Raw genomic sequence first — 13,996 nt, 5'->3', positions numbered from 1 at the left:
CCGTGCAAAGCGAAGAGACACTGGTCGCGGCCTGCCTGCGTAAAGAGTCTCAGGCGTTCACCGATTTCATCCAACGATTTCACGATGATGTTTTCCGCCTCTGTTTTAGGATGCTGGGCAATCGTTCGGATGCCGAAGATATCTATCAGGAATCGTTCCTGAGGATTTTCCGCTATTTGCACCGATGGGATTCCAGCCGCCCGCTGAAACCCTGGATTCTTCAGGTTACAGCCAACCGCTGTCGCACCTGGCTTTCGAGCCGGCGAAAATCGACCGTTCAGTTGGAAAGCGATAGTGAATTGGCAGACCGGAAAACTGGCGAAGAATCGAATGAAATGGCGAGAGAAATCTCCCGGGCTGTGAAACTTCTCCGAGAAGATTACCGTCAGGTTTTCATTCTTTACCACGAGGAAGCTCTCGATTACCTCTCCATTTCAGAGGCCATTGGCAAGCCTGTTGGAACGATTAAGACCTGGTTGCACCGTGCCCGATTAGAAGTGTTGGAAACTCTGCGATCCCGCGGAATGCTGGAAATATCTCAAAATGATGTCCGAATTTAACAAAAACCCAACGGCTTGCTCCGCCTTCGACCAGGAATGGAATCTCATTCTGGATGGCGATGCCCGGGAGCTTTCGGCCCTTTCGAAAGACCACCTGGAGTCCTGCGATCGCTGTCAATCGATTCAGAAGGGCTTCGCGATTTTGTCGCGACTGCCAGAATACCAATCGACCCCGCGCCCACCAAAGCGTGTGACTTCCGCTTTCGTAATGACTCGATTGCAAAGGGATCGCTGGATTCGGGTTCAGAGGATGACATTCGGTGCTTTCGCCGTGGCCGCGGCTCTCGCTATCGCCGTCTATCTGCGGGAACGACCGGCCAGGAACAATGACGTCTCGATTAAGCCTCCAAACACCAAGGCCGAAGATCTGAAATCCGCCCTGAAGCAATGGGAGACAATCGGCAACGATGTTGCTACCGCGACTTTGCGTGCCGCGGAAACCCCCTTGGAGATCCCTTCCAAACTGTTGAAAATCAAGTCTTTTCGGGCTTCGGATGCGATTCCATCCTGGCAACCGATTTCGGTAGCTTTCACCAGCATGGGAGAATCGACCAAGGAATCCTTCGAGCCATTACGCAAGTCGGCCGAATACACCGTGAAGCAATGGTGGAAGAGCGTCTCGGAACAGACGAATTAGAGCAGGGAAATCCGCCGGGAATCCTGAACCGGTTCCGGAAATTTGTTCGAACAATTGCCGCAACTGGCACAAGCACTTCGACCGCCAAATAGCGACAGATAGAACTGCCGGATTACAAACAGGGCGGCCCCGAGTATCAGAGTACCAGTTATCGCGGTTTGCCAGTCGAGCATGGTCATACACTCCTGTCGATAATAAGCCGACCGATCTGGAAGGTAGCCATCGACGCCAGGTAAGCCAAAGCAGTCATATAAACGAATGTAAAGGTCGGCCACAGTAAGGATTGCGTCTCGCGGCGGATGACCGCCAGCGTGGAAACGCATTGGCAGCAGAACGCGAAGAAAACGATCAATGAGACGGCAGTAGCAATGCGGTACTTGTTGCGGCTTGGCTCCTCGCTCCAGTCGCTTCGAATCGCTTTGGCCAGCGGCGTCTCCCCCACTTCAGAAATCTGCTGATCCTTCGTTTCAACTTCGCCCTGCTTATAAAGGATCCCGAGAGTTCCTACCACCACTTCCCGAGCAGGGAAACTGGCCAAAGCTGCAACGCCGATCTTCCAATCCCAACCCAGAGGTCGAAATACCGGTTCCATCCACTGTCCGACTCGGCCCAGGTAACTTTCTTTTCGCCAATTGTAGAAGAGTTGATTTTTCTCTTCCTCCAGCTTTTCGACGGTCGCCTCTCCTTCGGCCCCCTGCTCTTTCGCATGATCGATCTTCTCGGAAATCAATTCGAGGTGATCTTCGTAGGGAACCCCATTTAAATCTTTATTCGGGAAGTAAAGCGAAGCCCAAACCAGAATCATGGCGGCGAGAATCACTGTACCGGCTCGCATTACAAAAGCCCTCCCCGCATCGTAGACCCGCCGGAAGACATTTCGAAGAGTCGGTCGCCGTAACGGTGGCATTTCCATCACAAATAACGGCCTCGGACCGCGGAGAATCGTCCGTTTAAATAGCAGTGCGAACAGCGGTGCGGCTATGAAGCCGAGCAGATAAACTCCAAATAACGTCAGGCCGGGCAGCCACCAGGGATCTGAAAGGAAAGTGCCGATAATCAAAACGTACAGCGGCAGGCGGGCCGAACAACTCATCAACGGGGCGACCAGAATCGTCGTCAGGCGATCCCGATGGTTTTCGATCACCCGGGTCGACATAATGCCCGGAACTGCGCAAGCGAGCGAAGACAGCAGCGGAATGAAAGACCGACCGTGTAACCCGCAGCCGGACATCAATTTGTCCATCAGGAAGGCTGCTCGTGCCAGATAGCCGCAGTCTTCCATAACGCTAATGAAAACAAACAGTACCAGAATCTGGGGAAGGAAAACCAGAACGCTGCCCACCCCTTTAATGATTCCTTCGGAAAGTAAAGAGCGAAGCGGGCCGGCGGACATGGCCGATTCCACTTGTCTCGTCAGCCAATCCTGACCGAACTCAATAACCGATTTCGCCGGTTCGGCCCAACTGAAAATCGATTGGAACAGGCAGAACATTGCCAGGAAGAAGACCAGCGTCCCCCACACTTTATGGGTAAAGATGGCATCGAGACGATCCCGGAACTGTCGGACGTGGACATCCGGTCGGGTAATAATTCCCTTGAGAATGTGCCGAATCTGATCGAATCGCCGGCGTACATCCGCCGTGGGAAGTGCATGCCCGAAAGTGGCCAGTCTGTCCCGACTTGCTGCGAGTTCCTCGCGAAATTCCAGATTGGTTCGCGGCAGATAGGTTTTTTCCAGATACCCGCCAACGTCGATCAAAAGTCGTCGCACCAGCACGGGGGGCGCAGTCGGGAGTAGAACGTGCAATTTTTTCTTGGCCTGTTCGAACTCTTCGGGAGCAGGCAGTTTGTCGGGAATGCGTTTATCGAGGACGGCCGAATAGAGCGCGGACTTCAACCGATCGAGATTGATGCCTTTGTTTGCCTGGATCGGGATAACGGCGATACCGAGCCGTTCGCTGAGATGCTCGAACTCGATTTCAATTCCTTTAGCCTTGGCTTCATCAATAAAATTGACGGCCATAACCATCGGAATCTGCAAGTCGAAAAGTTGCCCGGCCAGATAGAGATGCCGTTCCAAGTTCGTCGCATCGACTATGGAAATTATCGCGTCGGGAGGCGCTTCGCCCGGCCTTAAACCCAGAAGTAATTCCAGGGCAATCAACTCATCCGGAGAGCGAGCCGCGAGGCTATAAGTGCCAGGTAAATCGATTACTTCGAATTCAACATCTTCAAAACGGGAAATGCCGGTTTTGATTTCGATCGTGATGCCGGGATAGTTCCCTACATGCTGCTTTAAACCGGTTAGGGCATTAAACAGTGTCGTCTTACCGGTGTTTGGATTCCCGAGAAGCGCCACACGTATTTTTTTTGTCCCGGTCATGAACTTCAGGTCGGCTCCACCAGAATGGCTGAGGCTTCCACTTGCCGGAGGCTAATGCGGTTGCAGCCAAAATGATATTCGGTGGGATCACCCAAGGGGGCTTTACGCACCACGGAGACTTTATCCCCTTCGCAGATCCCCATTTCCATCAATCGCTGGCAAAGATCGGGTTGGCCCTCGATGCCCACGACTCGACAACACTTACCAATTTCGATTTTCGATAGTGGTTTCATGATTCTATCTTATTGAGATTGATTCTCAATATGTATTATAAAATAATATAGCACTACTTGCAAGCTATTTTATCACAATTATCATTAGACGGATTTCAGATAATCGGCCAGACCTGCCCGCCAGTCCGGAAGTTGCTTAACATTTCCAGCGAGAAGCTTATCGCAGGAGAGCACGGAATATCCCGGCCTTCGGGCGGGCCGTTTTTCGATAGGAAATTGATTGGCATATTCAGCCGCGGTTGTGGGGCTGAGATTGGCCTGGATACCGCTGAGTTCGAAAATCGTCTTCGCAAATTCATACCAGTTTGTCTGGCCACTGTTAGTGACGTGATAAAGCCCCTTTAAGTCGTTGTGGAGCATCTCCACCAAGGCCTGGGCGACATGCTCCACGAAACTCGGAGTGCAGTGCTGATCGTTAATCACTTTTAAGGCCTTACCGGCCCGGGCCAGATTCCGCATGGTATCCACGAAGTTCGTGCCCTTGCCACTTTGCACCTGGCGAACGCCATAGAGTCCACAGGTGCGAATAACCAGGTGATTCGCGGAGTAAGTCTGCGCGAAATACTCCCCGGTCAATTTGCTAACCCCATAAACGCTCACAGGCCCAGGAGCGTCTGTCTCTCGAAAAGGAATCGTTCGGGTAGTGTCTAAACCGAACACGTAATCGGTACTGACATGGACGAATTTTGCGCTCAATTCCGAGCAAATCGTGGCCATATCGCGTACGGCCCAGGCGTTGGACCGGAAGGCTACTTCAGGTTCCTGTTCCGCTTTATCCACGAAATTGTAGGCAGAGCAATTGATCAGATGAGTAGGCTGAAGTTCGGTCAATTTGCGTCGCAGGGAAGCCGCGTCGATAGCGTCAAAATCGGCCCGCGTCAAGGGAATGGCCTGATTCCCGAGTAATTTTTGAAGCGCTGTCCCAAGTTGCCCGGCCGAGCCGATTATTGCATATCGCATGGAAATCCGACCTCCCGCAACGAAAAAGGGGTGCCATCGGCACCCCTAAGTTTCAATTAGTTTAGCTTACGAAAGTCCGCAATTACTTCTTTTCAGTCACAAAGCTCTTGTCGGAAATCTTAACGACAGTGGTCTGATCCTGATTGAGTTCCACCGGGGTCTCGTTACCGCCGATTTCAATCTTCATGCTGCCCGTAATTTTCAGAACCATGCGAGCTTCGTCCACACGGCCGGCTTTGGCGTTGTAAACGATCTGACCAGGAGTCTTATCTTTGGTCTTCAGGTCGGCCGATTTGATCTTGAAAGGCAGGCCGGCGCTATTATCGGTCGGAGCCTTGTAGGTCACTTCGGAAACCACTTCAATGATATGTCTTTCGTCGGATTCCTTGGCCTTGTAGGTGTAGGTAGAGGTGTTGTCGTAAGTCCCAATCGGTCCCAGATTGAGGGTCGTAGTGACCTTCCAGCTTTCGCCAATCTTCTTGGGTTCCGGCGGAATGAAGCCAAAGGTAGGATCGGTCACCTGCTTCATGGCATCTTCAGTCAGAATGGTTTTCAAAAGAGCTTCCATCTGAGCATTAGCCTGGCCCAGCTTCTTCAGAAACTCTTCGCGACCTTCTACCTTTTCCACTTTCATCTTTTCGTTGAGCGTCAGCACAAACTCGCTGTTTTTCAAGGATTTGAAGAAGTCGGAGAGCTGGGTCTGGGAGCCGGCGGGAGCAGAAGTTTCGGAGTCGAAGGCGATCGGATTACCCGCCAGATCGATCTTCATCTTCAGACCTTCGATAGTCTGCTTGATCGTCCACTTTTTGCCTTCTTCCTTCAATGGCTGCCATTTGAAGTAGAAAACCTGTTCCTGAGTCTGGTTCACATCCATGCCCATCACTTTGATGCTCTGGGTCGTGGAAGTGGTGGTGGATTGGTAGAAAACCTTGTCTTTTTCCAGTTTCCAGGTGAAGTCCACTTTCCCATCGGCCGAAGGGGTGGGCGCCTTGGCTTCCGCTTTGGGTTCGGCTTTAGGCTCGACTTTGGGTGGGTCCTTCTTCGCAGCGTCTTTTTTGGCTTCTTGAGCTTGCGAGAAGGTAACCCCGAACAGAAGCATCAGCCCAAGCAAAGAGGCCAATCGCAGTTTCAACACGCTGAATCCTCCAAATATTCTAAATTTCACTAGTCTTTCTCGGTTTAACTTTTCTATCTGCCCCATGGTCTGAAACAAGGGACGGAAGGAAATTAAAGTGTTATCCAGTCATTACGGAGAAAACTGCGAACCCGTTCATTTCGTCTCTTGTCCTTTCGCCCAAAGACAGGTATCTTTTCAGAACATGGCCTAGTGGCGGAATGGCAGACGCGCTCGATTCAAAATCGAGTACCCAAAAGGTGTGTGGGTTCGAGTCCCTCCTGGGCCATCTCTTCAAATCTTTGCAAAATCGCTAAAAAGACTTTTCAGGTACGTTCAAATTCTTACCCTCCGCAGGTACGTTGATGGCAAATTCCTATTGGATTGGAATCGATCTGGGTGGAACCAAAATTCTCTCCGGGCTGTTTGATTCCAAACTGAAATTGATTTCCAAAATCAAAAAACATACCGACGCCGACCAGGGAGGGGAAGCGGTTCTGCAGCGTATTACCGAAAGCGTGCAGGAATTAATCACAGAAAATAAGGTCGATACTGCGGAAATTCGTGGCATGGGCTTCGCCGTGCCGGGTCAGATTCAACCCAACAGCAGTTTCGTACGCTACGCTCCCAATCTCAACTGGCGGGACTACGACCTGAAGCCGTTGATGCCCAAAGCTTGGAAATGGCCGGTCATCGTCGATAACGACGTTCGTATGGGAACCTACGGCGAATGGACCCTGGGAGCCGCCAAGGGGGCTAAAAACGTTTTTGGAATCTTCGCAGGCACCGGCGTGGGCGGCGGACTCATTCTCAACGGCGAACTCTACCACGGCTTCAACGGCCATGCCGGCGAAATCGGGCATATCGTCATTCACTGGCGACGCGGATCGGAACTCGAAGATATCGCTGGGCGCAAAAACATGATGAAACGCGCCAAAGAACTCCTGGACGACGCTCCTAAGAAAGTTCGCAAACCCTGGAAAGACATCGTTTTACCGACTCTGAAAAGTTCGAGTCTTTCGGAATTTTACGAAGCCGATGATCCAATTGCCGTACAGATTGTCGAAGATGCTTCGCGTGCAATCGGCTGCAGTATTGCCAGTGTCATCAATTTTCTGAGCCCCGAAATTATTGTCATTGGCGGCGGTGTTACTCACGCACTCGGTGAGAGCTTCACCGAACGGATCTGGGAATTCGCCCAGAAGTACTCGCTGCCGAAAGCCACCAATGATGTGAAATTCGTCACCGCGGCCCTCGGAGACGATTCCGGGATTGTCGGCGCGGCCGCGTATGCCAAAACCCGCTTTGAAGGGAAGTAAAAGATGGCTCACGACTGGGAACGCCGATATGAAGCCGCTATCACGGTAGCTCAGAAGGCGGGGGCAAATGCGCTTTCTTACTTCAACAAAGACATCGTCGTCGAATGGAAAGCCGATCAAAGTCCGGTGACGCTGGCCGATCAATCCTCGGAGGAGATCATTCGCCAGGAGATTTCCAAGAACTTCCCGGAAGATGGATTCCTCGGGGAGGAGTTCGGTAATCAGCCAGGTTCCTCCGGCTACCAGTGGGTGATCGATCCCATTGATGGAACTCGCAACTTCATTCGTGGCGTACCCGTCTGGGCTACCTTGCTCGGCCTGAAATTTCACGGAGAAGTCATCGCAGGAATTGCGGTCATCCCGGCCATGAGCCAGACTTATCACGCTCTGAAGGGACATGGCTCATTCCGAGATGGAAAGCAATTACACGTTTCACAGATCGATTCACTCAAAAAGGCCACGGTCGTTTACACCAGCATTACCCTGTTCCAACAGGAAAATCGCGAGAAGCAGTTTCTGGATTTGGTAGCTCAGTGCGATCGCACTCGCGGCTTCGGAGATTTCTACGGCTTCACCCTTCTAGCGGAGGGAACCGTCGATGTGGCAATCGATTCCGGAGTCAAGGAATGGGATGTCTGCCCGCTGAAAGTCATTGTCGAGGAAGCGGGGGGCATGTTTAGCGATTGGACGGGAACTCCTCGCATCGATGTTCCGCAAGTTCTAGCGACAAATGGCTTGTTACATGGGGAAGTTCTTCGAATAATTAACGGTTAGATTCGAGTCGAAAAGTGCGGTTTAAGGTATAATAGACTTAACCTGCCTTAGCCTCCCTTTTCCTTATTGAGGTGTAGAATGTTGATGAATTTCCGTAAATTTATGATTGCTGCTTCGATTGTAAGCGTCCCTGTTTTGACCGTCGGAACGGCTTTCGCGCAACAGCCCTCCAGTTCCGAAAAATCTATTCAATCCTCTTTCGTTAAAACCACTTCGGCCAATGCCGAATCGAATAACGCTCAGGGCGAATGGACGACGATCACCGGGCAAATTCTTTTCCCCAAGAACGAAAAAATCCCGGTCATGGCGAATATCACGCCAAATAAAGACGTACAAGCCTGCCTGAAAGACGGCCCGTTCAGCGATGAGACCTGGGTGATTAACCCGAAAAATCGCGGCATCCGAAATGCAGTCGTTTACCTGGTTCCCGAAGGGTTCAAGCGAGGGGACAAATTCCCAGCCGATTCGATCAATCCTAAAGTCGCCAAACCGGCAAAACCGAATGCGGAAATCGACCAACCCTGCTGCTCATTCATCCCGCACGTCCTCGCAATGCAGGAAGGCCAATCACTAATCATAAAAAATAGTGCGAGCATACCACACAATGCGAAATTGGCCGGCGGCAACATCGATATTAATCCTTTGATTCCGTCCGGCGGGCAACACGACGTTGGCCTCATCAAAGCTGATCTTTTCCCGCTTAGCTTGAGTTGCAGCATCCATGGTTGGATGAACGCGAAAATCTTCGTATTCGATCATCCCTATTTTGCAGTAACCGATGCCGATGGGAAATTTGAGATTAAAGATGCACCTGTAGGAAAATTCAACTTGGCCATCTGGCATGAAAGCCAAGGTTGGAGTTGGGCGGGAACTCCTGCGAAAGGACGGCTTGGTGTAAAAATTGATTTAACACCGGGCAAAACGGCTCTGGATCCGATCGAATTCAAACTCAAACCGACCGAAGGCAAATAATTTCGAACATTTGCAAAATAGGCGGGCTAACGTCCCGCCTTATTTTTTGCGCTCGGCTTTGTGTTTCAAGGCCGCGGTGATGAAGTCCCGGAACAAGGGGTGAGCCTCATTCGGTTTAGATTTGAACTCCGGATGACACTGCACGGCCAGAAACCAGGGATGGTCCTTCAACTCAATCACTTCCACAAGCGAATTATCCAGCGTAGTACCCGCAATCACCAGTCCATGCTGTTGCAGGATTCCACGATAGTCGTTGTTTACTTCATAGCGATGACGATGCCGTTCTGAGATGATCTCTTTCTTATATGCGGCATAGGCTCGGGTGCCGGCCTGCAACCGGCAGTTGTAAGCCCCCAACCGCATGGTGCCTCCCAGGTTGGTAACCCCTTTCAACTCGCTGAGCATGCAGACCAGAAAATTCGAGGACGTCTTGGTGAATTCAGTGGAATTCGCATCAGAGAGGCCCACAACGTTTCGGGCAAATTCAATCGCCGCACACTGGAGTCCCAGGCAGATGCCAAAGAAAGGCAATTTGGATTCGCGGGCGTGACGGATGGCATCCAATTTCCCCTGAATCCCACGGACGTCGAAACCGCCGGGCACCAGAAGTCCATCAATGTTCGCCATGAACTTTTCCAGGCCATCCCGCTCGATATGTTCCGCCGAGACCTTTTTCACGATGACTTTGGCTTCGTTGGCAATCCCGGCGTGCATCAACGCTTCGTAAACCGATTTGTACGCGTCGGCATGCTTCACGTATTTACCGACAACGGCAATCGTGACTTCGTGCTTGGGATTCTTGATCGTTTCGATGATTCCCAGCCAATCATCCATTTGGATCGGCTGAGCATTTTTCAGCTGGAACTTCTCGATGATGAATTCGTCGAGTTTGTTGTTCTTCAGGCTGACGGGAACTTCATAGACTGTAACTTCCTTATCCCGTTCTTCGATCACCGCCCGCCTTTCGACGTTACAGAACTGGGCGATCTTTTCCGCATCGTCCTTGTGAAGTTCCCGCTCAGTGCGACAGATCAGCACATCAGGCTGGATACCGATCTTCCGCAGTTCCATGACGCTGTGCTGGGTCGGCTTGGTTTTGGCTTCCCCGGCGGCCTTCAAGTAGGGAACCAGCGTCAGGTGAATGTAGAGGCAGTTCTGCTTGCCGATATCTAGTGCGAACTGGCGGATGGCTTCGAAAAACGGCATGCCTTCGATATCGCCGACAGTGCCGCCGATTTCGGTGATGCAGATATCCACATCTTCCGTGGCTAACGTGCGAATAGCCGCTTTGATTTCATTGGTCACATGAGGTATGACCTGAACGGTCTTGCCCTTGTAATCGCCCTTGCGTTCTTTGGCGATCACAGTCGAGTAGATTCGACCGGTGGTGTAATTACAGTCCCGGTTGAGCGGAACGTTTGTGTACCGTTCGTAATGGCCCAAGTCGAGATCGGTCTCGGCTCCATCGTCCGTTACGTACACTTCACCATGCTGATAAGGGGACATGGTACCGGGATCGACGTTGATATAGGGATCAAACTTCTGGAGGCGAATCCGCAAACCGCGACGTTCGAGCAGCATGCCGATCGACGCGCAAGTGATGCCTTTACCCAGCGAACTGACTACTCCGCCGGTCACAAAAATATGCTTCGCCATTCGGCCCAATCCTACCCTGGTGTATAGTCGTGTCTGAGACTTGATTAGCTTATGAAAGAGAATCCAGACAGTCTCAGAAAGTCCGAAGTTATCGTTGCAATGTCTCCAAGTTCAATAGTTTGGGTAGAATGTCGGAGCCGGAAAAGCGGAAGGCACCTGATCAAATAGCCGATTTGTACCAAACAAATATACAATCGTCAGAGTCAATTTGGGTAAGATCCACTAATTTTCGTTAGAATCTGTAGGTGCAACACTTTTCTGGAAGCTGTTGCGCAAGTACAGTCGCTTCATTCGTCTCTTTCATGTAAAGTGAAATTGAAATTGCCAGACGGAGACGAATCATGACTACGCTTCCAAATATCGAAGAATTGATGAACCGAGTTCTGGATTCGTTTGTCTGCGATACCGAATTCGATGCAAACTTCGGCCTAGTTGAACCTTACGATTCTTCCGCCGGCGTCAAAGTCGATCCCGTCACGGCCTGGAATGAGGTTCAAACCCTCGCCAAATTGTACGGCCAGAACAAAGCCGCTGCAGCCCTCTCGAATGAATGGTCCAGCTACGCTTTTCTGGACAGCATGATCGTGGCTTTGCCCTGTGCGATCGGAAATTATCCTCAACAGGTGAGCGATATTCCCCGTCTGCTCAAAACGGTTCAGATCAAATCGACTCCTAAGGTGGCCGATTGCGTTCTGAATAACTTGAATCAGGAAAAATTAAACAAGAAGACCGGCGAAGAAATCCTGTTAGCGGTTGGTGTGGCCCGACTGGCCGGTGCTTTCGATCTGGCTCAGGAATTGCTCAATCGCTGCCAGGGTCTGGAAACCTGGGTCCGCGGAAATGAAGCGGCTTCGACTCTTTGGATGCGAGGCGAACATGCCGAGGCCCTCCGAGTTTGGAAGATTCAGCCTTCGAATCCGGTCATCTGCCTGAATCGCGGTATGGCCAAGATCTTCCTCGGCGAACGTGAATCGGCCCGCAAGGATCTTCAGGAAGCCGTAGCAGGTCTTCCCGCTCAATCGGGCTGGAAACACTTGGCTCAGCTTTATCTTTCGCTCTGCGAAATGTAAAGATAAGCAAGCGACGCAAGATACCAACAACACCGGACGTAAGCCGGTGTTGTTTTTTTTTGCCATCGCGGGTAAGCATGTGGTTGTTAGTTGATGACCAAATCCGTCTGGAAAGTCATCCAAGGAAGGATCAATGACTTTGCGTGCAACCTCGGATGGGCATCCGCTGTCGCTGAACGTTGCGAAACGGGTTCTCCACATCGAAGCGCAGGCCTTGAATCAGGTCGCGGAAAAACTCGATCCCGGTTTCGAACAGGTGGTGCAGGCCATTTATGGCTGTCGCGGCCGACTGGGCGTGACGGGAGTGGGCAAATCTTTCGATGTAGCCCAGAAGATCGTCGGCACGTTGAATTCCACGGGCACTCGCGCCTATCTTCTCGATGCCACCCGGGCCATGCACGGCGATCTGGGAATGGTCCATCCAGAAGACATCGTTTTAATCCTGTCCCACAGTGGGGAGAGCGAAGAGATTCTTCGATTGCTTCCCGCATTAAAAGGCATTGCTCATCAACTCATTGGTATGACGGGCAATCCGCGCAGCACACTCGCCAAGCAGACCGATCACTCCATCATCTACGGCTCACTGGCCGAGTCCTGCCCGCTGAATCTGGCACCCAGTACCAGTACGACGGTAATGATGGCCCTGGGCGATGCCCTTGCCTTCTCGCTCGTCGAACTGCGGGCATTCACTTCCGAAGATTTTGCTCGCTTCCATCCGGCCGGGAGTCTTGGCCGGAAATTAGCCATTGTCGATACGGTCATGCGTCGCGGTACGGAACTCCGAATCGCCTCGCAAAGTCATACGGTTCGCCAGGTCTTTTCGGAATCCTGCCTCCCGGGTCGCCGGACCGGCGCGATCATGCTGGTTGATGAAACCGGCTTGTTAATGGGAATCTTCACCGATAGCGATCTGGCCAAACTGTTCGAGCGCCGGGAGGATAATGCCTTCGATCTGCCAATCGCTCAAGTGATGACGGCCAACCCCAAAACGATATTTGCCACCGCCAAGGTGCAGGAAGCCATTAGCATTTTCCGCGATTGCAAGATCAGCGAGTTACCGGTGATCGACGCGGTCGGTCGACCGATCGGCTTGTTGGATATCACCGATTTGATCGGCGTCGATCCCTTGCACGATCCTTTGGAAGCGACCCCGAAGGTTCGCTTGTGGGAGCGTCAATCGGCATGAATCCTAAACCGCCACTGACCGAGCGTTTGACTCGCATCAACGTCCTCGTTTTGGACGTTGACGGCGTTCTGACCGACGGCAGCATCTTCTACAGCGATCAGAATACGGAACTGCGTCCCTTCCATGTCCGGGACGGAATCGCACTGCGCTGGTGGCATTCCCTCGGATACCGCAGTGTGATTATCAGCGGCCGCAGTTCACCTTTGGTCGATCGCCGGGCCAAGGAAACGGATGTAGCGAAAGTGCTGCAAGGTGTCGGAAATAAGCAGGCCGCTTTGCGAATACTCTCCGAGGAGTTGAATTTCAAAATCGAGGAATCTTGCTGTATCGGCGACGATTTACCGGAGTTGGCTCTGATGAATTGCTGCGGCATCGCCGTAACGGTAGCAGATGGCGTGCAGGAAATGCGAGCGGTGGCGGACTATGTGACCCAGCAACCTGGGGGACGGGGAGCCGTGCGCGAAACGATCGAATGGATACTAAAAGCCCAGGGTCGGTGGAATGAAGTGGTACTTCGTTACGCGAACCAGGTTTAGAGGATAGAGGATGAAATACCTAGTTCTGCTATCGGCACTTCTACTGATGCTCACTGTATGCCCTGCGCAAGAACGATCCGCAGAGAGTGGTAGGAGGATCCAACAGTTCCATATTCTCCACAAGCTGGATTATCTGATCGAAAATCAAACCCCATCCGATCCGGCTGGCCTTCCCGCGGACCGCAGTGTTCCCAAGCCGAATTCCAAGTACGCCTCCGCCTTTATGCTGATTCCAACTCGCTATGAAGATGCGCCGATCCAGCAGAAGACCGAAATCTTCCGAGTGGCCGCCCGGACCATTCCGGAGCAGACTCTCGGTTCTGCTTCCTGGGAAACGGCGGTGATCGTTCCCGGTACAGTTCTGGGCGATAAAGGAGACGCGATCTGGAATTATCTCACGATCTTCGATTTGAAGCCGTTGTTCGTGACGAGAGAGACGCAAGAGCCGAGTCTGTTTCTGAGCAAACAAACTACTCTGAGAACTGCTAATTCCGAGGACTCTCAGGATCTACTCCTCCGGCCGAATCTGATAAAGTCGGATCTGACGGCTCGCGGTCAGGAACACCAGAAGTCGGATTGAATTTGTTCGAGGAATA

The 13,996-nt window shown here is 51.9% G+C and carries 15 protein-coding genes and 1 tRNA gene; 10 read left to right on the top strand and 6 right to left on the bottom strand.

Annotated features, from left to right (window positions below; translation table 11 throughout):
* Positions 1-2: 2 nt before the first annotated feature.
* Together KIH39_RS03830 and KIH39_RS03825 are read left to right on the top strand one after the other, a co-directional pair.
* On the top strand, positions 3-560 hold the full coding sequence (locus tag KIH39_RS03830) for an RNA polymerase sigma factor (protein WP_246539513.1): 558 nt from the start codon (positions 3-5) through the stop codon (positions 558-560).
* Entirely contained in the window at positions 544-1,197 is a 654-nt protein-coding gene (locus tag KIH39_RS03825) for an anti-sigma factor (RefSeq protein ID WP_213497946.1), read from the top strand. Before KIH39_RS03830 ends, KIH39_RS03825 begins: the two co-directional genes overlap by 17 nt.
* Here the strand turns inward: KIH39_RS03825 and KIH39_RS03820 are convergent.
* The 5 genes from KIH39_RS03820 to KIH39_RS03800 form a co-directional block, all read right to left on the bottom strand.
* Positions 1,194-1,370, bottom strand: coding sequence for a hypothetical protein (locus KIH39_RS03820; protein ID WP_213497945.1), 177 nt, complete (start codon positions 1,368-1,370; stop codon positions 1,194-1,196). The two genes, KIH39_RS03825 and KIH39_RS03820, sit on opposite strands and share 4 nt — an antisense overlap.
* Before the next feature lie 2 nt (positions 1,371-1,372).
* Positions 1,373-3,580 carry a ferrous iron transport protein B gene (gene feoB / locus KIH39_RS03815; protein ID WP_213497944.1) on the bottom strand — a complete coding sequence of 736 codons (2,208 nt, stop codon included), beginning with the start codon at positions 3,578-3,580 and terminating at the stop codon, positions 1,373-1,375.
* A 5-nt stretch (positions 3,581-3,585) separates the two neighbouring features.
* Positions 3,586-3,813 carry a FeoA family protein gene (locus KIH39_RS03810; RefSeq protein WP_213497943.1) on the bottom strand — a complete coding sequence of 76 codons (228 nt, stop codon included), beginning with the start codon at positions 3,811-3,813 and terminating at the stop codon, positions 3,586-3,588.
* Between the two features lie 84 nt (positions 3,814-3,897).
* Positions 3,898-4,773, bottom strand: a complete 876-nt coding sequence (rfbD, locus tag KIH39_RS03805; protein ID WP_213497942.1) for a dTDP-4-dehydrorhamnose reductase — start codon at positions 4,771-4,773, stop codon at positions 3,898-3,900.
* 82 nt (positions 4,774-4,855) lie between these two features.
* Positions 4,856-5,908 (bottom strand): DUF6263 family protein, encoded by a 1,053-nt coding sequence (locus KIH39_RS03800; protein ID WP_213497941.1) that lies wholly within the window; start codon positions 5,906-5,908, stop codon positions 4,856-4,858.
* 186 nt (positions 5,909-6,094) lie between these two features.
* Between KIH39_RS03800 and KIH39_RS03795 the strand changes: the two genes are divergently transcribed.
* From KIH39_RS03795 to KIH39_RS03780, 4 genes are all read left to right on the top strand, one after another.
* Positions 6,095-6,176, top strand: a tRNA-Leu gene (locus KIH39_RS03795).
* A 76-nt stretch (positions 6,177-6,252) separates the two neighbouring features.
* On the top strand, positions 6,253-7,206 hold the full coding sequence (locus KIH39_RS03790; RefSeq protein ID WP_213497940.1) for an ROK family protein: 954 nt from the start codon (positions 6,253-6,255) through the stop codon (positions 7,204-7,206).
* Positions 7,207-7,209: 3 nt separating this feature from the next.
* Positions 7,210-7,980, top strand: coding sequence for a histidinol-phosphatase (gene hisN, locus KIH39_RS03785; protein WP_213497939.1), 771 nt, complete (start codon positions 7,210-7,212; stop codon positions 7,978-7,980).
* 84 nt (positions 7,981-8,064) lie between these two features.
* Positions 8,065-8,952, top strand: coding sequence for a cupredoxin domain-containing protein (locus KIH39_RS03780; RefSeq protein ID WP_213497938.1), 888 nt, complete (start codon positions 8,065-8,067; stop codon positions 8,950-8,952).
* Positions 8,953-8,991: 39 nt separating this feature from the next.
* On the opposite strand, the gene KIH39_RS03775 is transcribed toward KIH39_RS03780, so the two are convergent.
* On the bottom strand, positions 8,992-10,608 hold the full coding sequence (locus KIH39_RS03775) for a CTP synthase (protein ID WP_213497937.1): 1,617 nt from the start codon (positions 10,606-10,608) through the stop codon (positions 8,992-8,994).
* A 341-nt stretch (positions 10,609-10,949) separates the two neighbouring features.
* On the opposite strand from KIH39_RS03775, the gene KIH39_RS03770 reads away from it, so the two are divergent.
* The 4 genes from KIH39_RS03770 to KIH39_RS03755 all read left to right on the top strand — a co-directional run bounded on the left by KIH39_RS03770 (position 10,950) and on the right by KIH39_RS03755 (position 13,980).
* Positions 10,950-11,678, top strand: a complete 729-nt coding sequence (locus KIH39_RS03770) for a tetratricopeptide repeat protein (protein ID WP_213497936.1) — start codon at positions 10,950-10,952, stop codon at positions 11,676-11,678.
* A gap of 133 nt (positions 11,679-11,811) precedes the next feature.
* Positions 11,812-12,864, top strand: a complete 1,053-nt coding sequence (locus tag KIH39_RS03765) for a KpsF/GutQ family sugar-phosphate isomerase (protein ID WP_213497935.1) — start codon at positions 11,812-11,814, stop codon at positions 12,862-12,864.
* On the top strand, positions 12,861-13,400 hold the full coding sequence (locus KIH39_RS03760) for a KdsC family phosphatase (protein WP_213497934.1): 540 nt from the start codon (positions 12,861-12,863) through the stop codon (positions 13,398-13,400). The genes KIH39_RS03765 and KIH39_RS03760 overlap by 4 nt, the downstream gene beginning before the upstream one ends.
* A gap of 10 nt (positions 13,401-13,410) precedes the next feature.
* Complete coding sequence (locus KIH39_RS03755) at positions 13,411-13,980, top strand: hypothetical protein (RefSeq protein WP_213497933.1); 570 nt, start codon at positions 13,411-13,413, stop codon at positions 13,978-13,980.
* Positions 13,981-13,996 lie beyond the last annotated feature (16 nt).

Origin of the sequence: Telmatocola sphagniphila (genome assembly GCF_018398935.1) — a bacterium.
GTDB classification, from domain to species: Bacteria; Planctomycetota; Planctomycetia; order Gemmatales; family Gemmataceae; genus Telmatocola; species Telmatocola sphagniphila.
This window is presented reverse-complemented; position numbering and strand designations above follow the sequence as displayed.

Bases quoted from the DNA above. Each gene is read 5' to 3' on its own strand.
- KIH39_RS03825 (WP_213497946.1), top strand. From the start codon at position 544: ATGATGTCCGAATTTAACAAAAACCCAACGGCTTGCTCCGCCTTCGAC.
- KIH39_RS03820 (WP_213497945.1), bottom strand. From the start codon at position 1,370: ATGCTCGACTGGCAAACCGCGATAACTGGTACTCTGATACTCGGGGCC.
- feoB (WP_213497944.1), bottom strand. From the start codon at position 3,580: ATGACCGGGACAAAAAAAATACGTGTGGCGCTTCTCGGGAATCCAAAC.
- KIH39_RS03810 (WP_213497943.1), bottom strand. From the start codon at position 3,813: ATGAAACCACTATCGAAAATCGAAATTGGTAAGTGTTGTCGAGTCGTG.
- rfbD (WP_213497942.1), bottom strand. From the start codon at position 4,773: ATGCGATATGCAATAATCGGCTCGGCCGGGCAACTTGGGACAGCGCTT.
- KIH39_RS03790 (WP_213497940.1), top strand. From the start codon at position 6,253: ATGGCAAATTCCTATTGGATTGGAATCGATCTGGGTGGAACCAAAATT.
- hisN (WP_213497939.1), top strand. From the start codon at position 7,210: ATGGCTCACGACTGGGAACGCCGATATGAAGCCGCTATCACGGTAGCT.
- KIH39_RS03780 (WP_213497938.1), top strand. From the start codon at position 8,065: ATGAATTTCCGTAAATTTATGATTGCTGCTTCGATTGTAAGCGTCCCT.
- KIH39_RS03775 (WP_213497937.1), bottom strand. From the start codon at position 10,608: ATGGCGAAGCATATTTTTGTGACCGGCGGAGTAGTCAGTTCGCTGGGT.
- KIH39_RS03770 (WP_213497936.1), top strand. From the start codon at position 10,950: ATGACTACGCTTCCAAATATCGAAGAATTGATGAACCGAGTTCTGGAT.
- KIH39_RS03765 (WP_213497935.1), top strand. From the start codon at position 11,812: ATGACTTTGCGTGCAACCTCGGATGGGCATCCGCTGTCGCTGAACGTT.
- KIH39_RS03760 (WP_213497934.1), top strand. From the start codon at position 12,861: ATGAATCCTAAACCGCCACTGACCGAGCGTTTGACTCGCATCAACGTC.
- KIH39_RS03755 (WP_213497933.1), top strand. From the start codon at position 13,411: ATGAAATACCTAGTTCTGCTATCGGCACTTCTACTGATGCTCACTGTA.